This is a genomic window from Delftia sp. JD2, assembly GCF_001682645.1.
GTDB classification, from domain to species: Bacteria; Pseudomonadota; Gammaproteobacteria; order Burkholderiales; family Burkholderiaceae_C; genus Comamonas; species Comamonas acidovorans.
This window is the reverse complement of sequence record NZ_LFJT01000020.1, coordinates 1-17,341: the sequence shown is the minus strand read 5'-3', so window position 1 is coordinate 17,341 and position 17,341 is coordinate 1. Positions and strand designations below refer to the sequence as shown.

At 65.6% G+C, this 17,341-nt stretch carries 20 protein-coding genes and 1 tRNA gene; 17 read left to right on the top strand and 4 right to left on the bottom strand.

Annotation, left to right across the window (positions count from 1 at the left end):
- Positions 1 to 35: 35 nt before the first annotated feature.
- From cyoB to ACM14_RS12995, 6 genes are all read left to right on the top strand, one after another.
- The gene (cyoB, locus tag ACM14_RS13020) at positions 36 to 2,042 is read left to right on the top strand and encodes a cytochrome o ubiquinol oxidase subunit I (RefSeq protein ID WP_013802159.1); all 2,007 of its coding nucleotides are present in this window, start codon (positions 36 to 38) and stop codon (positions 2,040 to 2,042) included.
- Complete coding sequence (gene cyoC / locus ACM14_RS13015) at positions 2,035 to 2,667, top strand: cytochrome o ubiquinol oxidase subunit III (RefSeq protein WP_012205884.1); 633 nt, start codon at positions 2,035 to 2,037, stop codon at positions 2,665 to 2,667. The genes cyoB and cyoC overlap by 8 nt, the downstream gene beginning before the upstream one ends.
- Positions 2,668 to 3,108, top strand: coding sequence for a cytochrome o ubiquinol oxidase subunit IV (gene cyoD / locus ACM14_RS13010; RefSeq protein WP_065346355.1), 441 nt, complete (start codon positions 2,668 to 2,670; stop codon positions 3,106 to 3,108).
- Positions 3,109 to 3,179: 71 nt separating this feature from the next.
- The gene (locus tag ACM14_RS13005) at positions 3,180 to 3,893 is read left to right on the top strand and encodes an SURF1 family protein (RefSeq protein ID WP_065346354.1); all 714 of its coding nucleotides are present in this window, start codon (positions 3,180 to 3,182) and stop codon (positions 3,891 to 3,893) included.
- A 137-nt stretch (positions 3,894 to 4,030) separates the two neighbouring features.
- Positions 4,031 to 5,332, top strand: a complete 1,302-nt coding sequence (locus ACM14_RS13000; protein WP_013802157.1) for an ATP-binding protein — start codon at positions 4,031 to 4,033, stop codon at positions 5,330 to 5,332.
- Between the two features lie 29 nt (positions 5,333 to 5,361).
- Positions 5,362 to 5,898 (top strand): response regulator transcription factor, encoded by a 537-nt coding sequence (locus ACM14_RS12995; RefSeq protein WP_013802156.1) that lies wholly within the window; start codon positions 5,362 to 5,364, stop codon positions 5,896 to 5,898.
- A 72-nt stretch (positions 5,899 to 5,970) separates the two neighbouring features.
- Here ACM14_RS12995 and cyoE read toward each other — a convergent pair whose 3' ends face one another.
- A complete protein-coding gene (gene cyoE / locus ACM14_RS12990) occupies positions 5,971 to 6,876 on the bottom strand; it encodes a heme o synthase (RefSeq protein WP_012205889.1) in 906 nt (301 codons plus the stop codon).
- Positions 6,873 to 8,057, bottom strand: a complete 1,185-nt coding sequence (locus ACM14_RS12985) for a heme A synthase (RefSeq protein WP_065346394.1) — start codon at positions 8,055 to 8,057, stop codon at positions 6,873 to 6,875. Before ACM14_RS12985 ends, cyoE begins: the two co-directional genes overlap by 4 nt.
- Before the next feature lie 820 nt (positions 8,058 to 8,877).
- Here ACM14_RS12985 and ACM14_RS12975 point away from each other — a divergent pair.
- The 4 genes from ACM14_RS12975 to ACM14_RS12960 all read left to right on the top strand — a co-directional run bounded on the left by ACM14_RS12975 (position 8,878) and on the right by ACM14_RS12960 (position 10,328).
- A complete protein-coding gene (locus ACM14_RS12975) occupies positions 8,878 to 9,288 on the top strand; it encodes a hypothetical protein (RefSeq protein WP_013802153.1) in 411 nt (136 codons plus the stop codon).
- 161 nt (positions 9,289 to 9,449) lie between these two features.
- The gene (locus ACM14_RS12970) at positions 9,450 to 9,632 is read left to right on the top strand and encodes a hypothetical protein (RefSeq protein ID WP_225613976.1); all 183 of its coding nucleotides are present in this window, start codon (positions 9,450 to 9,452) and stop codon (positions 9,630 to 9,632) included.
- Positions 9,629 to 9,895: a hypothetical protein gene (locus tag ACM14_RS12965; protein ID WP_065346353.1), complete on the top strand. Its 267-nt coding sequence runs from the start codon at positions 9,629 to 9,631 to the stop codon at positions 9,893 to 9,895. Before ACM14_RS12970 ends, ACM14_RS12965 begins: the two co-directional genes overlap by 4 nt.
- A 151-nt stretch (positions 9,896 to 10,046) precedes the next feature.
- Entirely contained in the window at positions 10,047 to 10,328 is a 282-nt protein-coding gene (locus ACM14_RS12960; protein WP_065346352.1) for a hypothetical protein, read from the top strand.
- A 71-nt stretch (positions 10,329 to 10,399) separates the two neighbouring features.
- On the opposite strand, the gene ACM14_RS12955 is transcribed toward ACM14_RS12960, so the two are convergent.
- Both ACM14_RS12955 and ACM14_RS12945 read right to left on the bottom strand, forming a co-directional pair.
- Positions 10,400 to 11,188, bottom strand: coding sequence for a class I SAM-dependent methyltransferase (locus ACM14_RS12955; protein WP_065346351.1), 789 nt, complete (start codon positions 11,186 to 11,188; stop codon positions 10,400 to 10,402).
- Positions 11,189 to 12,212: 1,024 nt separating this feature from the next.
- Entirely contained in the window at positions 12,213 to 12,500 is a 288-nt protein-coding gene (locus ACM14_RS12945) for an H-NS histone family protein (protein WP_012205896.1), read from the bottom strand.
- Positions 12,501 to 12,634: 134 nt separating this feature from the next.
- On the opposite strand from ACM14_RS12945, the gene ACM14_RS12940 reads away from it, so the two are divergent.
- The 7 genes from ACM14_RS12940 to ACM14_RS12910 all read left to right on the top strand — a co-directional run.
- Positions 12,635 to 12,886, top strand: coding sequence for a DUF333 domain-containing protein (locus ACM14_RS12940; protein WP_013802146.1), 252 nt, complete (start codon positions 12,635 to 12,637; stop codon positions 12,884 to 12,886).
- A 1,179-nt stretch (positions 12,887 to 14,065) separates the two neighbouring features.
- A tRNA-Gly gene (locus tag ACM14_RS12935) sits at positions 14,066 to 14,139 on the top strand.
- Positions 14,140 to 14,348: 209 nt separating this feature from the next.
- Positions 14,349 to 14,603 (top strand): hypothetical protein, encoded by a 255-nt coding sequence (locus ACM14_RS12930; RefSeq protein ID WP_043821406.1) that lies wholly within the window; start codon positions 14,349 to 14,351, stop codon positions 14,601 to 14,603.
- 42 nt (positions 14,604 to 14,645) lie between these two features.
- Positions 14,646 to 15,260, top strand: a complete 615-nt coding sequence (locus ACM14_RS12925; RefSeq protein ID WP_065346349.1) for an RNA polymerase sigma factor — start codon at positions 14,646 to 14,648, stop codon at positions 15,258 to 15,260.
- Positions 15,257 to 15,784: a hypothetical protein gene (locus tag ACM14_RS12920; protein WP_065346348.1), complete on the top strand. Its 528-nt coding sequence runs from the start codon at positions 15,257 to 15,259 to the stop codon at positions 15,782 to 15,784. The genes ACM14_RS12925 and ACM14_RS12920 overlap by 4 nt, the downstream gene beginning before the upstream one ends.
- A gap of 2 nt (positions 15,785 to 15,786) precedes the next feature.
- Positions 15,787 to 16,344: a periplasmic heavy metal sensor gene (locus ACM14_RS12915; RefSeq protein ID WP_254662048.1), complete on the top strand. Its 558-nt coding sequence runs from the start codon at positions 15,787 to 15,789 to the stop codon at positions 16,342 to 16,344.
- Positions 16,345 to 16,401: 57 nt separating this feature from the next.
- The coding region (locus tag ACM14_RS12910; protein ID WP_065346346.1) for a DUF1800 family protein at positions 16,402 to 17,341 on the top strand (940 nt) is incomplete at its 3' end.

The window sequence follows — 17,341 nt, the reverse complement described above, 5'->3', positions numbered from 1 at the left end:
GCCGCCCGCTCCCATCACGACCTAAGAGACTCGATATGTCTGAACATACCTCCCCGGCACAGGCCCACTGGCTGCTGGGACGCATCACTTGGGACTCCATCCCGATGGCGCATGAGCCCATCGTGCTGGCGACCTTCATCGCCGTGGTGCTCGGCGGCCTTGCCGTACTGGGCCTGCTCACCAAGTTCCGCCTGTGGGGCCCGCTGTGGCGCGACTGGCTGTGCAGCATCGACCACAAGAAGATCGGCATCATGTACATGATCCTCGGTCTGGTCATGCTGCTGCGCGGCTTTGCCGACGCGCTGATGATGCGCCTGCAGCAGGCCATGGCCTTCGGCGACAACCTGGGCTACCTGCCTCCGCACCACTACGACCAGATCTTCACGGCCCACGGCGTGATCATGATCTTCTTCGTGGCCATGCCCTTCGTGACCGGCCTGATGAACTATCTGGTGCCGCTGCAGATCGGCGCCCGCGACGTGTCCTTCCCGTTCCTGAACAACTTCAGCTTCTGGATGACCACGGGCGGCGCCGTGCTGGTGATGATCTCGCTGTTCCTGGGCGAGTTCTCCACCTCCGGCTGGCTGGCACTGTCCAACCTGGGGGCGCAGAACCCCGGGGTCGGGCTTGACTACTACATCTGGGGATTGCAGGTGGCCGGCGTCGGCACCACGCTGTCAGGCATCAACCTGATCGTGACCATCATCAAGATGCGCGCACCCGGCATGAACCTGATGAAGATGCCCGTCTTCACCTGGACCGCCCTGTGCACCAACGCGCTGATCGTGGCCTCGTTCCCCATCCTGACCGCAGCCCTGGTGCTGATGTCGCTGGACCGCTATGTCGGCACGAACTTCTTCACGAACGAGCTGGGCGGCAACCCCATGCTGTACGTGAACCTGATCTGGATCTGGGGCCACCCCGAGGTCTACATCCTGATCCTGCCCTGCTTCGGCATCTTCTCGGAGATCGTCTCGACCTTCAGCCGCAAGCGCCTGTTCGGCTACACCTCCATGGTGTACGCGACGGTGTGTATCACCATCCTGTCCTACCTGGTCTGGCTGCACCACTTCTTCACCATGGGCTCCGGCGCCAGCGTGAACACCTTCTTCGGCATCACGACGATGATCATCTCGATCCCGACGGGCGCCAAGATCTTCAACTGGCTGTTCACCATGTACCGCGGCCGCATCCGCTTCACGGTGCCGATGCTGTGGACCGTGGGCTTCATGTGCACGTTCGCCATCGGCGGCATGACCGGCGTGCTGCTGGCCGTTCCCCCGGCCGACTTCGTGCTGCACAACAGCCTGTTCCTGATCGCCCACTTCCACAACGTGATCATCGGCGGCGTGGTGTTCGGCGTGTTCGCCGGCATCAACTTCTGGTTCCCCAAGGCCTTCGGCTACAAGCTCGACGAGTTCTGGGGCAAGTGCTCGTTCTGGTTCTGGCTGGTCGGCTTCTGGGTCGCCTTCACACCGCTGTACGTGCTGGGCCTGATGGGCGTGACACGCCGTGCCAACCACTTCGAGGACCCCTCGCTGCAGATCTGGTTCGTGATCGCCGCCCTGGGCGCCGGCCTGGTGGCACTGGGCATCGGCAGCTTCCTGATCCAGCTGGTGGTCAGCTACTTCAAGCGCGACCAGCTGCGTGACGTGACCGGCGACCCATGGGAAGGCCGCACGCTGGAGTGGGCCACCTCCTCGCCCCCTCCCCAGTACAACTTCGCCTTCACGCCCGTGGTGCATGAGATCGATGCCTGGTGGGACATGAAGAAGCACGGCTACCAGCGTCCGCTGACCGGCTTCAAGCCCGTCCACATGCCGTCCAACACCGGCGCCGGCGTCGTGATCGCCGCGCTGTCCACGGTCTTCGGCTTCGCGATGATCTGGCACATGTGGCCCCTGGCCATTGCGTCGTTCGCCGCCACCGTGCTGGCGTCGATCATCCACACGTTCAACTACAAGCGCGACTACTACATCCCCGCCGCAGAAGTCGCGGCCACGGAAGAACTGCGCACACAACAGCTGGCACGTCATGTCTGATACCCGTTACACCGCAGGCGGCGCTGCCGCCCTGGCCCCGCGCGAGTACCACCTCGCCGAGGAGCCCCATCCCGAAAACGGCACCGCTCTGGGCTTCTGGCTCTACCTGATGAGCGACTGCCTGATCTTTGCAGCGCTGTTCGCCACCTATGGCGTGCTGGGCCGCAACTACGCTGCAGGCCCCACGGGCGCCCAGCTGTTCGACCTGCCCCTGGTGGCGATGAACACGGCCTTCCTGCTGCTGTCGTCCATCACCTTCGGCTTCGCCATGCTGCAAAAGCAGCAGGGCAAGCTGGGCGGCACCCAGCTGTGGCTGGCCATCACCGGCCTGTTCGGCCTGTGCTTCCTGGGCCTGGAACTCTATGAGTTCTCCCACCTGCTGCACGAGGGCGCAGGCCCGCAGCGCAGCGCCTTCCTGTCCTCGTTCTTCACGCTCGTGGGCACCCACGGCCTGCACGTGAGCTTCGGCCTGATCTGGCTGGTCACGCTGATGATCCAGATCAACAAGCACGGCCTGACGCACGAGAACAACCGCCGCCTGATGTGCCTGTCGATGTTCTGGCACTTCTTGGACGTGGTCTGGATCGGCGTCTTCACTTTTGTTTACCTGATGGGGGTGCTGTAAATGGCTGCACACGACATCCACGCCGGCCATGGCCACGGTCACCACGACCAGCACGGCCATGACGATCACCACCACGACGCAGGCCCGCACAGCACGTTCTCGGGCTATATGTGGGGCTTCGTGCTCTCGATCATCCTGACGGCCATTCCGTTCTGGCTGGTGATGAGCAATGTCATCTCGGACCGTGCAACGGCCGTGATGGTGCTCGGCGGCTTCGCCGTGGTGCAGATCCTGGTCCACATGGTCTTCTTCCTGCACATGAACGGCAAGATCGAAGGCGGCTGGACCCTGCTGTCCACCATCTTCACCGTGGTCTTCGTGGCCATCGGCATTGCGGGCACCCTGTGGGTCATGTTCCACATGAACACCAACATGATGCCCCAGCACACCATGCCGGCCGACCCTGCCGCGCAGACGGCTCCGGCCTCGGTCACGCCTTGACCGCATCCGGAAACTCCGGGCCCTCCAGCCACGCCGGCGCATCGCGCCGGCGTGGCCCACTCGCTCAGGCGATGCTCATCTCGGTGGGCATCGCCTTGTTTTTGGGCTTCATCTTCCTGGGCAGCTGGCAGGTCCAGCGCCGTGCCTGGAAGCTGGACTTGATAGAGCGTGTGGACCAGCGCGTGCACGCCGCGCCCGCTGCCCTGCCCCCGCCCGCCGAATGGCCGCAGATCACGGCCGCCGACCACGAGTACCGCGCCGTGCAGGCCAGCGGCCACTGGCTGGCCGGCAAGACCGTGCTGACCCAGGCCGTGACCGAATTGGGTGCCGGCTTCTGGGTGCTGACGCCGCTGCAGATGGACGACGGCAACCAGGTGCTGGTGAACCGGGGCTTCATTCCCACAGCGCAGCGCGCGCGCTGGCAGGATCAGCCCGCACAGGCGCCCCAGGACCCGGTGACGGTGGCCGGCCTGCTGCGCATCAGCGAGCCGCGCGGCGGCTTCCTGCGCGAGAACGATCCCGCGCAGCAGCGCTGGTTCTCGCGCGATGTGGCGGCCATTGCACAGGCCCAGGGCCTGGACCATGCAGCCCCCTACTTCATCGACGCAGGCCTGCCGGGCCAGCCCGTGGCAGACGGCACCTGGCCGCGCCCGGGCATGACCGTGATCCGCTTCCCCAACAGCCACCTGGTCTATGCGCTGACCTGGTACGGGCTGGCGCTGATGGTGGTCGGCGCGGCCTGGCTGGTCAGGCGCAATGACCGGCAGGCAAGCAGCAAGCCGTAAAGCCGTAGAGCCGTAGAGCCGCAAAGCCGTCGCTCCAGGCAACAAGGCCACCGATGACATCGGTGGCCTTTTTTACGCCAGTCCTCTACAAGACCCTGCCGCGCCACGGCTGCCTGCGGTAGCGCACAATCGCCCGCGTGAATTCGCCTTCAGAGTCCCTGTTCCGCGTCGAGCGCACCACCGAACGCCAGAACATGCAGCTGCTGATACAGCTGCGCTGGTTTGCCGTGGTCGGGCAGGTGATCACCATCTCCCTGGTGCACTACGGCTTCGGCATCACCCTGCCGCTGCCGGCCATGGCTCTGGTGCTGATGGCCAGCGTCTTCACCAATCTTGGCTACATCTACTGGTACCGCAGCCACCGCCGCCAGATCTCGGCGCGCAACCTGTTCCTGGCCCTGCTGGCCGACGTGCTCGCCCTGGCCATACAGCTGTATTTGAGCGGCGGCGCCAGCAATCCTTTCATCTATCTGTTCCTGCTGCAGGGCATTCTGGGCGCCGTGCTGCTGCGGCCCGTGCACGCCTGGATCATCGTTGCCAGCACCTCGCTGTGCACCCTGGTGCTGGCCATCGTGCACTGGCCCCTGCCCATTGGCGCGGCGGGACCGGACGGGCTGCCCGGCCTGTACGTGAGCGGCATTCTGATCAGCTTCGGGCTGACCACGGTGCTGCTGGTCGTCTTCCTGCGCCGCATCGTCTCCAACCTGCGCCGGCGTGACGCACGGCTGGCCAACATGCGCCAGCGTGCCAGCGAAGAGGAGCACATCGTGCGCATGGGCCTGCTGGCCACGGGCGCGGCGCACGAGCTGGGCACGCCGCTGTCCACCATGTCCGTCATCCTGGGCGACTGGCAGCGCATGCCCGCCATCACGCAAGACCCCGACCTGCTGGCCGACCTGCAGGAAATGCAGCAGCAGCTGCTGCGCTGCAAGTCCATCGTCTCCAGTGTGCTCATGTCGGCCGGCGAGACCCGCGCCGATGCGCCACAGGCCACCACGCTGCGCGCCTTCATGGACGGCGTGGTCGCGCACTGGCAGTCACGCCACGCCGTGGAGCATTTCGACTATGTCCAGGCCGACGAGGACTTCCCCATTCTTTCCGATACCGCGTTGCAGCAAATGGTTTGCAATGTGCTCGACAATGCGGCCGAAGCCTCCCCCCGCCATGTGGCGCTGCACCTGGCCGTGCGCACTGGCATGCTGTGCATCACCGTGCGCGACAAGGGACCGGGCTTTGCACCCGCCGTGCTGGAACAGCTGGGCCAGCGCCATATCTCCACCAAGACGGAGCGCCCGGGCCGGGGGCTGGGCCTGTTCCTGGTGCTCAACGTGGCGCGCTCGCTGGGCGGACGCGTTCAGGTGAGGAACACCCCGCCGCGGGGCAGTGAGGTGGAGATCCGCCTGCCCCTGTCATCGATTGCCATTGAACCCGGCGCCTGAAGCGGCGCCCACAGGAACCCGAATCGCCCATGGACAGCTCCCGCCTCCTGCTGCTGGTTGAAGACGATGCGACCTTTGCGCGCACGCTGACGCGCTCGTTCGAGCGGCGTGGCTACCGCGTGCTGCAGGCCGCCAGCGCCGAGGAAGTGCGCGAGCTGCTGCAGACGCACTCGCCGCAGTACGCCGTCATGGACCTCAAGCTGGCGGGCAACGCGTCGGGCCTGAGCTGCGTGCAGATGCTGCACCAGCACAGCCCCGAGGCGCTGATCGTCGTGCTCACAGGCTATGCCAGCATTGCAACGGCCGTGGAGGCGGTCAAGCTAGGCGCATGCCACTATCTGGCCAAGCCCTCCAACACCGACGATATCGAGGCCGCCTTCGGCCGCCTCGAAGGCCGCACCGACGTGGAACTGTCACGCAACCCCACCTCCATCAAGACGCTGGAGTGGGAACACATCCACGAAACCCTCGCCGAGAGCGATTTCAACATCTCCGAAGCCGCCCGCCGCCTGGGCATGCACCGGCGCACGCTGGCGCGCAAGCTGGAAAAGCGGCAGATCAAGTAAGGCGGCAGGCACCAAGACAAACCGGGCCTCAAGGGCCCGGTTTGTCATTGCGCGGCCATGGCCCTCAGGCCATCAGCCCAGCCAGAGGTAGTGATCGATCAGCAGCGCCAGGAACAGCACGCTCAGGTGGATCAGCGAGAAGCGGAATGTCTTGCGCGACAGCTGGTCCGAGTAATTGCGCCACAGTGCAAAGGCATAGGCACAGAAGCCCACGCTCAGCACCACGGCCACCACCAGGTACAGCCAGGAACTCATGCCGTACATGAAGGGCAGCATGCAGGCCGCAAACAGGATCACCGTGTACAGCAGGATCTGCAGCCGCGTGTACTCGCTGCCATGCGTCACGGGCAGCATGGGCAGGCCGGACTGGCGGTAGTCTTCCACGCGGTACAGCGCCAGCGCCCAGAAATGGGGCGGCGTCCACAGGAAGATGATGAGGAACAGGATCAGCGCCTCGGGACCGACCTGGCCCGTCATCGCGGCCCAGCCCAGCACGGGCGGCATGGCACCGGAGGCGCCGCCGATCACGATGTTCTGCGGCGTGGCAGGCTTGAGGATCACCGTGTAGATCACGGCATAGCCCACGAAGGTGGCCAGCGTCAGCCACATGGTCAGCGGGTTGGTGCACAGCAGCAGCACCAGCGCGCCCAGCGTGCACAGGATGGCCGAGAAGGCCAGCGCCTGCTGGCTGCTCAGCTCGCCCCGTGCCGTGGGCCGCCAGGAGGTGCGCTTCATGCGCGCATCGATATGGCGCTCCACCAGGCAGTTGAAGGCGGCAGCCGCGCCCGCCACCAGCCAGATGCCCAGGCAGGCCAGCGCCATGTGCAGCCACTGGTCGGCGTTGGGCCAGCCGGGCACGGCCAGCACCATGCCGATCAGTGCGCAGAACACGATCAGCTGCACCACACGCGGCTTGGTCAGGGCATAGAACTGTGTCCAGCGCGAGGGCTCGACACTCAGGGAAGCTTGTTTACTCATGCAATCTCTCCACGGGCAACCGGCAGACCGTCCCGCAGTGCGCCCGGGCGGCTGGCCGCCAGGCACCAAACAATCACGGTCACCAGCGCAGCTGCGCCGCCCGTATGCAGCACCGCGGCCACCAGCGGCCAATCGAGCACCACGTTCGACAGGCCTGTCAGCACCTGCAGTACCAAGAACGCACCCAGCACGCGGCGCTGCGACGCCAGTGCGGGCACTTCACCCAAACGCCACCACAGCCCGGCCAGCGCAGCCACCACCACATAGGCCGCCAGGCGGTGCAGATAGTGGATGGCCGTGAGGCCCGCAAAGCTGATGTTGCTGCCGTCCTGCAGCAGGCCCAGCGGCCGCCAGATCTGCAGCGCCTGCGAAAAATCCATGGCCGGCCACCAGCTGCCCTGGCAGGTCGGGAAACTGCTGCAGGCCAGCACCGCATAGTTGGTGCTGACCCAGCCGCCCAGCGCCACCTGCAGCACCAGCAGCGCAAGGCCCAGCCACAGCCCCGCGCGCAGCGCGGGCGAAATCACGGTCGCCCTTTGCTGGCGCGCAGCACGGCTCAACCCCACGGCGGGCACGCACAGCAAGGCCAGCAGCCCCGTGCCGCCCAGCAGGTGCAGGGTCACGATGGCCGGGAAAAGCTTCATGGTCACGGTCCAGGCGCCAAAGGCGCCCTGCAGACAGACCCAGAACAGCGCCAGCGTGGGCCACCACGGACTCAGGGCACCGCCTGTGCCCTCGGCCCCTGCGCCACCCGCCCTGCCCAGGCGCCGCGCGCGCCGCCAGGCCATGATGGTCATGGCGATGATGAGCACGCCCACGGTGGTGGCCAGATAGCGGTGGACCATCTCTATCCATGCCTTGCCATGCGTCACCGGCCCGGTGGGCATGGCGGCCTGGGCCTCGGCAATCTGCGCGCGGGCGCCCATGGGGCTGGCGCTGCCATAGCAGCCCGGCCAGTCGGGGCAGCCCAGGCCGGAATCGGTCAGGCGGGTGAAGGCGCCGAACAGCACCAGATCGAAAGTCAGGAACAGCGTGAGCACCGACAGCGCCTGCAGCCGCTTGAGCGAGCCGCCGCTGCGGTTGCGCACCCACACCCAGGCCAGGGGGCCCAGCGCCAGCAACAGGCCCAGCAGCATCAGCTCCAGAACGGGGGCCAGATCGTACAGCGCCTGTTCGCTCACGCCCGCCCTCCGCAGCGCGGCGTGCACCACACGGCATGGTCCCCGGGCAAGCCGAAAGGCAATGCCGCAGGCGCATCCGGTTGGCGACAGCAGATCTTCATAAATGAGAGCAATTTGACGAGAAGGCTCAGCCCCATGCGCGAGATTGGATCGCAGGCCGGGCCTACAGAGAATCAGGACATGCACCCAGATACCGGCTGCGGGACCGCGCCCCATGCACAAGGCCCGCCAAGCGGGCCCGGTCGCTGCAACTTTCAGAGCAGCATGTCTTTGATATGAAACAATTCTACTTGGCTGCGAACCGCTCAATCGCCCACGCATGCAGTGCCCCTAGATCGCAGCCAGCTTCTTTTGGCCGGTGCGATGCGGCTTGGGCCTGGCGCACACGAATTTCCACAGGACCCTGCCCAAGGCGTCGGCGGCCCAGCTTTACACGACTGCTCAGATTCGCTCAGATTCAGACACCTCGCCTTCCTTAGATTGGTGGTTTCACTTGGGGACCGGCAACTACCGGGTGAGGCCATGATTGCAGGAGGCTCGTGGACTGTGCTTGATGGGCACGGAAACGAAATCGGGCGTGTCGAAGGCGATGAATTCGTCCGTTGCGGGACCAGGCCCATCTACCGCATCGATGGACCGGCGCTGTACTCCATGGACGGTTCGGCCAGACTGATGGGCTTTATCGAAGGGACCGAGGTCAGAACGCGGCAAGGCCGGATCTTCCTCAAATTTCTCGCACATTGAGCGGCACTGCTCAGATTTGCTCATCTTCGGCCAGTCGAAGCCAGGGAGACTCCACGTCCAAGAAAACCTCCAGGCAATGGACCTCTTTTTCGTGCGCGTGCTCTCCAACAACGATTTCAATGCCTTCTGGGACGGCATCGCCCAGGACAAGCCCCTGAAGACGCCCGACAAGGGACGCACCGCGTCCTTCACTGTCATCCGCCGCAGCGACAGCGGCCTGGAAGTCAGAACGCACAAGGGCAACACGGTGCGCATAAGGCGGGAAGCCTTCGGCGCCGTGCTGCGCCATCTGGCCCAGGAGCATCACGGCGCCGAGCGGCCCTGCATCGTGGCCTCCAGCCAGCACCGGCCCGGCTTTCTGGGCTTTGCGGCCAAACAGGCCAACGACAACGCAGCCGTGGTGATCACCTACATCCTGCCCATACTGCAGGACGCAGGACTTGTGGAAATCGACGGCAACCGGCCCAACAGGACCTGGCTGCTTTGAACAACTGCACAGCCTTCGGCCTTCTGCGCCGGTCGATGACAATCTATGTCAATTCATTCATAGCCAATCACTAAGGCGCACAGATAATTGCCGGCATTCGTGTGAATTGTGAGAAGGGTCCGGGCCACGCTCCGCGCCCTTCGATGCTGGAGGATTGGCAGATGAGCGCCCCGGAAATGGAGGCCATACAGGAGCGGCTGAAGAAGCTGCGGGCCGACGAGGCGCTGGTCGCCGAGCAGTTGGACCGGCTGCAGGCCCAAAAGGCTGCGCTGCAGCACAGGCTGGCCATGATCCAGGGCGCCGTGCAGGTGCTTGAAGAGATGCGTCAGGAGCTGGGGCCATGAACCGTGGCAAGCCCGTCTCACCACCCGCATCGCCCCCCGCCTCACCCTGCGCATCGCCCACCTCCACCTTGCCCACCGCCGAAGACTGGCTGGCAAGAATTGCGGCTCTGGATGCCACGCAACCCCCTCCCACCCCGCCCCGTTTGCGCAACCCCCGCAAGGCAAAGCGCCGCAGGGTGGTCACCGTCGTGGCAGTGGCCGTGCTGCTGGGGCTGCTGGCCATCGCCCTGGCCGTGGCGGTGCAGTTGATGTGGGTCAAGTAGCTGTCACACGGCAGCAGCGGAAAGAGCCTTCAAGCGTGAAGCCAACCGGGCCGGTGCTGCTGTATACCCTCACATCCTGGCGAAGTCCCCATATTGTTTGCATGCTCACTTACGCCTAGCATGTGTCCACACTCAACGCAGTGGAGGTGCCATGGCCGATCCCGAAGAACCACTGGAAGTACGCTCAGAACGCTGGCAGTCGCTGAAGGGGCTGGACATCGCCTCCGTGGATCTGGGCCCCATCTGCGTGGTGCTCATGCTGACGCTGGTCTGCATGGCCGTGATGATGCTGCTGGCCAAATCCGGCGCCGAGCAAGCACGGCAGGCCCAGCCATCGTCCCAGGCCAAGGGCCCGGCTCCCCGACCGAAGCCGGCGCAGCCCGTGACCGAACCCGCCCAGCAACAGACCTGGACGCCGGCCTTGCGCACCTAAGGGCGACCTAAGGGCGACCTAAGGCCGACCTGAGGGCGACCTGAGGGCGTCAAGGCCAGGCCGCAGTACCTTCAGAGTTTCACCGAACGTGTCGCAATGAAGGTCGGCACGAACTTCTCGATCACAAAACGGGCATGGGGCTGCCAGTCTTCATGAAAGCCCGTCAGCACCAACCCCGCATCCAGCTGGCCGCCGATCTGATCGGCCAGCGTATGGCCGAACACCAGCGCCTCATTGCGCTCCCGCTTGGCATCAAGCGCTGCGGGCGGCAAATCCAACACATCGGAATACGGAAGGCGCCGCGCAGGCTGCATGAGCCCTTGCTCGCGCAACGCGGGGTCGCGGTCCTCCACGAAGACCACCGGATTCCAGAAGCTGGACAGAAGGCGCCCACCCTTCGCGAGCACCCGCGCGCATTCACGCCATACGGGCCGCACATCAGGCACGTAGAGGTTGGAGATGGGGTGAAAGATCACGTCGAAGCCGGCATCTGCAAAAACGCCCAGATCCCGCATGTCGCCCTGCACGCAGGTCAGCGCAAGGTCTTCGCGCTGCGCTACATGGCGGTCCTGTGCAAGCTGCCCGGCAGAGGCATCGAACACGGTGACCTGCGCGCCCGCCGCCGCAAGAATGGGCCCCTGCTGGCCGCCGCCGCCGGCAAGGCAGAGGATGCGCAGGCCGCGCACATCATCCAGCCAGCCCGCTGGCAAGGGGCCGGGCGTGAGCCGCGCCTGCCAGCTTCCGGCACGGGCCCGGGCTATTTCAGCGCTGTCGACCGGGCGCGACCAGTCGCAGTCTTTCGCTGCCTGCAGGTTCCAGGCAGCGGTGTTGTGGGCAAGGATATCGATGGGTTCTGTCATGGGCGCTCTTTCATAAAGAGGCCGCACGGCGACGCGAGGTTGCGTTCAGAAAACGCGGAGCAGTCAACGGGCATGCAGGTGGTGACGCGGGCGTCCGCCGTGGGCCGGGAATGGGCTTAGGGAGGATCGGTCGGACAAGGGTCCGAAGGCGTCACAGGTTCATGTCAGGCTCGCAACGGTCGCAGGGATGGAAGAGGCAAATTCTAAGACTGCGCAAATTGCACTGTCAAACCACTGCGGCGCGTTCCCCACACGGTCATGCGGAAGTCACAACCGTGAGACGGCTTGGCTGTAAGTTGAATACGCACCCTCGATGGCGCTGGCTTCTGCTGCGCCATGGCGCGCCCGCTGACGACCGGCCTTTCCCAACCCGGCGCCCAATGGATACCGAGGAGCAACACTTTGAAGGAGAGCTATGCGTAGTCCCAAGAAAGGCCGAGAGCCGATCCGGCTCATGGACCTGGCCCCCGCCGTCTTCTGCATCCAGTGCGAACGGGAAAAACCCGCCACAGGAGCCCGCCAATTCCACGCGTGGCATGTGTGCAGCGACTGCTCGCAGAAGTTGGCCCAACTCCCCCCGGCGCAAGCACCCACGGCGCACCACGCGCACTGAGGCAAGCGATTCCCCAAAACGAAAGCCCGCCAGATGGCGGGCTTTCTCATGCCCCTGCGGACATGAGCGGCGCGGGAGCGGGACGTCGATGCGCGCCTACCAGGGCACAAACATGATCACCAGTGCCACAGCCACGATAGCGGCAACGATGTACATGGTTCGCTTGGTAGCGAACCGGTTGCGGGACGACGAGGTGGGCACTTGGCCCGGGGTATTGGGAGTAGGTTTGTTCATGGCCTCAAGCATGGTCGCCGCCCGGGACCGGCCCTGTCGGACAAGCACAGCTAAGGCGATCAGCGCAGAGCATGACAAGAGCGTCGGCCTTGGCGCAAGGTGACGCTTGTGAACTGCCGTGGGCCCACTGAGCGCAAGTGGCCAGAAAAGACAAAGCCCGCGGGTGCGGGCTGTTGGTCAGATTTCGAAGGCAGTACGGTCCACTGCATCCTTGATCCACGCAGGAGGCTTGCCCCGGCCGGTCCACGTTGCGCCAGTGGACGGATCACGGTACTTGGGCACGCCTGCACCGACGGGCGACTTGCGCTTGCCCGTGCTGAACACATCTTCCTGGGTCAATTGGAATTGCTGGACGAGCTCGCGAACCTTGGCGATGGCCCCGCCTTTTTCGGCTTTCAGGACTTCGGCAATGCGTGCTTCGATCTCTGCCTTTTGCTGCAGGAGCGTCTTGTAATCAGGTGTCATGGACTTTTCTTGGGTTGTATGCTAGCGAGTCAGCATTCTATGCACAAAATGCCGCGCTGACATACCTTTGCATCGCAAACCGAAGGTTGCGGACGCAACAACACTCTCAACCTCCAGAGGTATAGAGTGGCGCAATGAACAAAGCACTGGAACTCTCAGGAATCGCGCTGGTGGCCCTGGTGGCACTGGCACTCAGCGCATGCGCCCAACAGAAGCTGGCACCCTCCGTGGGCATGGCCAATCCCGCATCGGTCTATTGCGGTGAAATCGGCGGACAAGTCCGGATGGAGAAGACGCCCCAGGGCCAGGAAGGCATCTGCGTGCTGCCGAACGGCACGGAAATGGAAGAGTGGACGCTGTACCGCAAGGACCATCCGGCCAAGTAGTGGGATAGTGCTCTGCACGAATCAGACGCAAGCCGTTAACGCCCCGCCGTCACTGCGCGGATGCACAGCGCAAATGCACAGCCATACGCTCGGAGCAGGCGCGAACACGGCCGCCGTCAAGCTACGGCCCAACTGCATCACACAGCAGACCTGCAACTTCTTTACACGACGTAAAGCTTTCCTTCAGAAAAGGTCTGCATACTGGCCAGCAACGGATTCCGCCGAGCCTGGGAGCTTTCTCCTCCCTCCCTCTCAAATCCCTTCCCCAGGCACGCCACCACGGCATCGGCATTTTTCTTCCAGGGCCCGCAGCTTCGCCGCTTGCGGGCCCTTTTCGTTGCCCCTTCAACGGCCGCAGCTCCAAGCGGACACCGTGTCGAAAGAACTCATACATACGGGGCATGCTCGACCTACATGAGCACCCTTACTTGGCTCGCACAGGGAAGCCTCACAAGCAGTTGAAATAGCGTCAGTCCCGAGACCCGCAATGCCCTGCTGATGGAGATAAGCATGAGTCAAGTCGTACCGAGTGAGTCTTTCAATCCGGACCCTGATGCCCGCTACCACCGGAGTCTCCTGGATGCCTTTCCGGTAAGGGGCAGCTACCAGCTCATTCAGTTGCGCAGCACCAGATCTCGCAGCCCCTTGCGACGTTTTGCGAAGGCTTGCATTCGGGCGGTTCGCGCACTTGTTCAATGACTTGAAGGGGATTGTGATGCGACATATTTTCCTCACATTTTTCTGGTCCGTCGTGACCCTCATCTCGCTGTACATCTCCACGCTGGCAGGGCCGATGTTCCCGGTCACGAGCTGAAATGCGGTTAACAGCCGGGCCTATGGTTGACTCATGGTTCTCCTCCTGGAATTCATAGGCATGCCCTGAAAAGGGCACCGGACTTTTTCTTCCCCGTGCCTGCACTTCGCAGGCATTCACAAGCTCGCAGCACCGCTGGCAGGCTTCTTTTCTGTGGGGGCCGCTTGCGGCTTTGGCCCGCTTTGTAGAGATGCAAGGTGGGCATACATCGGGTGCGCACAGCGAAGTGCCAGCGGCGCCAAGGTTCAGGCGACCAAGCACAGGCTTGTGCTGGTGCGGCATGAAGGACAGGATGTTGAAGATGCGGACCGCTCCGCATTGGGTCAAATGCCGGCATCGCGTAAGATGCTGATCCACCAGTAGAAGCGGGCGTCGTTCAATGGCAGGACCTGAGCTTCCCAAGCTCATGATGAGGGTTCGATTCCCTTCGCCCGCTCCAGATTTCCTGGAGCAAAGTCCATCAGTCCCGGATACACATCCGCCACTGATATCCCACGGACCGCCTTCCGCGCGGGCCCGATCTCTCCCGCCTCCGACCTCTCCCCCGCTTTTCTCCGCGACATTTTTTCGCTCCCCCGCGACGGATCTGTGCTGCCCGCGCGTTGAACGCAATAAGGCCACCTGGTGTGGCCGATGCAGGAGTCTTTCATGTCCTCATTGCGTTTGACTGTTCGCCGCGCCGTCCGTCCGCTTGCGCTGGCGCTTGCCGCCGGCAGCCTGGCCGCGCTGGCCGGCTGCGTGGTAGCGCCTGTTGCGCCTGGACCCTATGTGGTGCCGCCGGGCGTCGCCTATGTGGCGCCTGCCTATCCGATGCCCAGCGTCGGCTTCGTATGGCAATACCACCCGCGCTACGGCTGGGGCTGGCACCATCCGGTCTACGGCTGGCATCGCGGCTGGCGTTGAGCCGCGCGACACTGGCTGACCCCGCCACTACACCGATGCCCTTTGGCTGAAATCGATGACCCGGATGCCGACCTGCTGGCGAGACTGGCCCGCGGTGAGCCGCAGGCCGCCCGCGAACTGGTGGAGCGCAAGCTGCCACGCATGCTGGGTCTGGCCCAGCGCCTGCTGGGCAACCGGGCCGAGGCTGAAGAGGTGGCGCAGGAAGGCCTGGTGCGCGCCTGGCAGCAAGTGGGCCACTGGCGGCCGGGGCAGGCCCGCTTTGACACCTGGCTGCATGAGGTGGTGCTCAACCTGTGCCGCGACCGGCTCCGCCGGCGCGCGGTGCGGCGCGAAGAAGCGCTGGACGAGCACGCCGAAGCCGCCGCCTTCGCCGACCCCGGGCCCACACCGGAGCAGCAGCTGGACCACGCGCAGCACAGCGCCCGGGTCGCCGCAGCCCTGGATGCACTGCCACCGCGCCAGCGCGAGGCGCTGGTGCTGCACTACTACCAGGCGCTGCCCCAGACCGAGGCGGCAGCACTCTTGGGCGTCTCCGTGGATGCCCTGGAAAGCCTGCTGGCCCGTGCGCGGCGCAGCTTGCGCGCCCGCCTGCAGGACGCAAGCACGAGCGCAATCGCTGCACCCGCACCCGCAGACCCTGGAGGATCACCGCCATGACGCCAGAACGCTTTGAACTATTGGCCGACGCCTGGGGCGCCGACCTGCGGCGCTGGCCGGCACAGGAGCAGGCTGCGGCACGCGCGCTGATGGAACAGCCGGCCTTTGCGCCTGCGGCCCAGGCCTTGCTCGCCCGTGCAAATGAACTCGACACGCTGCTGGGCAGCCATGCCGTCGCGCCCCCCAGCGCAGCGCTGGCAAGCGCGGTGCTGGCCGGCTTGCAAGCGCGCCCAGGCCTGGCGACTGCGCCAGGCCAACCATCGCCGCATGCATGGCCGCAGCCCCGTGGTACCGCGCCCGCACGGCCGGTGCGCGCCAGCGGCCGCAAGCCCTGGCATGGCTGGTGGTCCGGCGCCAGCATCGCCGGTGCGGGCCTGGCCGGTGTGGCCGCAGGCGCCCTGGCCGTGGCCTTGCTGATAGGCACAGCCTTGCCCACGGCCCGGCCGGCACAGTCCGAAGGCGGCTGGTGGCCCGGCACCGCCTTCGACACGGGCAGCGCCTTGGTGGAAGGAAGCGAGGAATGACGATGAACGAATCCCCCATCGGCGATGCCCCCCGCACGACGCACCTGCGCCGCTGGCTGTGGGCCTCTGCCCTGCTGAATCTGTTTCTGGTGGGCGGCATTGCCGGTGGCACCTGGCGCTGGTGGGCGCACCAGGCCGAGGCCAGGTCGGTAGCCACGTCCACGCAGACAGGAACCCCCACCGGAGCACCGGCAGGCAGCTCCCCGGCCACTGCGCGCGGACTGCGCTTTGCCGCAGACGGCCTGCCGCCCGAGCGGCGCCAGGCTTTCCGCACAGGACTGCGTGAAGTGCGGCGCGAGGCTGCTGCGCTGACCCAAGGCAGCCGCGAAGGCCGCGCCGAGGTGGTTCGACTGATGGCTGCGCCGCAGTTCGATCGCGCTGCCGTCGAGGCTGCATTGGCACGCACCCGGGCCGCCGACACGGCGGTGCGTGAGCGCGTGGAGGCGCACGTGGTTGACTTCGCGGCCCAGCTCACGCCGGCCGAGCGACAGACACTGGTGCAGGGGCTGGCAGCGCAGCAAGGCCCCTTCCATGTGCCCGCATCTCCGGCCAGGCGCTGAGGAGCACAGGACACGCCTGCCACGCCCGCCCCGCCCGCGATTTTTCGAGGTGAAGCCATGAATTCTGCCGCCATCGCCCTGAACCGCTTCGGCCTGGGCGCCCGCCCCGACGAAGCACTGCCCGCCGACCCGCAGCGCTGGCTGCTGGACCAGTTCGCGCGCTACCAGCCACAGCCCCCTGCCTGGGCCGGTCACGCGGACACGGACGCGCTGCTGTCCGACTACCAGTCCCGGCAGCGCGAGCTGCGCAGCCTGCCTGAAGACCAGCGCGCCGCCGCCCGCCAGCAGTTGCGCCGTGGCGCACGCAGCGGCTACCTGGACGCAGTGAACGCGCGCCTGGCCAGCGCCATCGACACACCCGCGCCGTTTGTGGAACGCCTGGTGCACTTCTGGTCGAACCACTTCGCGGTCTCGGTGGAAAAGCCTGTGGTGCTCGACCTGGCCGGCGCCTACGAGGCCGAGGCCATACGCCCGCACGTGCTGGGCCGATTCGAGGACCTGTTGCTTGCCGCCGTGCGCCACCCGGCCATGCTCGTCTATCTGGACCAGGCCCAGTCGGTGGGACCCGCCAGCCCCGCTGCACAGCGCGCCGCCCGGCGCAACCCGGACAAGACACGCGGCCTGAACGAAAACCTGGCGCGGGAAATCATGGAGCTGCACACCCTGGGCGTGCGCAGCGGCTACACCCAGCAGGACGTGACCGAGTTCGCCCGCGCGCTCACCGGCTGGAGCCTGGGCAATGACGCAGGCAGCCCGGCCGCCAGCGCCGGCTTCCAGTACCGCCCGGCATTGCACGAGCCCGGACCGCGCCGCCTGCTGGGCCGCAGCTATGCCGCAGGCGGGCAGGAGCAGGCGCTGGCCATCCTGCGCGACCTGGCGGCCTCCCCCTCTACCGCGCTCCATGTCGCGACCAAGCTGGCACGGCACTTCGTCGCCGACGATCCGCCGCCCGCGCTGGTGCAGCGCCTTGCGGCCGCCTACCAGCGCAGCGGCGGGG

What these genes read in the sequence shown, in the direction of transcription:
- ACM14_RS12975 (WP_013802153.1), top strand. Translation starts at nt 8,878, where the DNA reads ATGGACCTCTTTTTCGTGCGCGTGCTCTCCAACAACGATTTCAATGCC.
- ACM14_RS13005 (WP_065346354.1), top strand. Translation starts at nt 3,180, where the DNA reads ATGCTCATCTCGGTGGGCATCGCCTTGTTTTTGGGCTTCATCTTCCTG.
- ACM14_RS12965 (WP_065346353.1), top strand. Translation starts at nt 9,629, where the DNA reads ATGAACCGTGGCAAGCCCGTCTCACCACCCGCATCGCCCCCCGCCTCA.
- ACM14_RS12920 (WP_065346348.1), top strand. Translation starts at nt 15,257, where the DNA reads ATGACGCCAGAACGCTTTGAACTATTGGCCGACGCCTGGGGCGCCGAC.
- ACM14_RS12930 (WP_043821406.1), top strand. Translation starts at nt 14,349, where the DNA reads ATGTCCTCATTGCGTTTGACTGTTCGCCGCGCCGTCCGTCCGCTTGCG.
- ACM14_RS12945 (WP_012205896.1), bottom strand. Translation starts at nt 12,500, where the DNA reads ATGACACCTGATTACAAGACGCTCCTGCAGCAAAAGGCAGAGATCGAA.
- cyoE (WP_012205889.1), bottom strand. Translation starts at nt 6,876, where the DNA reads ATGAGTAAACAAGCTTCCCTGAGTGTCGAGCCCTCGCGCTGGACACAG.
- cyoB (WP_013802159.1), top strand. Translation starts at nt 36, where the DNA reads ATGTCTGAACATACCTCCCCGGCACAGGCCCACTGGCTGCTGGGACGC.
- ACM14_RS12960 (WP_065346352.1), top strand. Translation starts at nt 10,047, where the DNA reads ATGGCCGATCCCGAAGAACCACTGGAAGTACGCTCAGAACGCTGGCAG.
- ACM14_RS12995 (WP_013802156.1), top strand. Translation starts at nt 5,362, where the DNA reads ATGGACAGCTCCCGCCTCCTGCTGCTGGTTGAAGACGATGCGACCTTT.
- ACM14_RS12970 (WP_225613976.1), top strand. Translation starts at nt 9,450, where the DNA reads ATGAGCGCCCCGGAAATGGAGGCCATACAGGAGCGGCTGAAGAAGCTG.
- cyoC (WP_012205884.1), top strand. Translation starts at nt 2,035, where the DNA reads ATGTCTGATACCCGTTACACCGCAGGCGGCGCTGCCGCCCTGGCCCCG.
- ACM14_RS12915 (WP_254662048.1), top strand. Translation starts at nt 15,787, where the DNA reads ATGAACGAATCCCCCATCGGCGATGCCCCCCGCACGACGCACCTGCGC.
- ACM14_RS12955 (WP_065346351.1), bottom strand. Translation starts at nt 11,188, where the DNA reads ATGACAGAACCCATCGATATCCTTGCCCACAACACCGCTGCCTGGAAC.
- ACM14_RS12940 (WP_013802146.1), top strand. Translation starts at nt 12,635, where the DNA reads ATGAACAAAGCACTGGAACTCTCAGGAATCGCGCTGGTGGCCCTGGTG.
- cyoD (WP_065346355.1), top strand. Translation starts at nt 2,668, where the DNA reads ATGGCTGCACACGACATCCACGCCGGCCATGGCCACGGTCACCACGAC.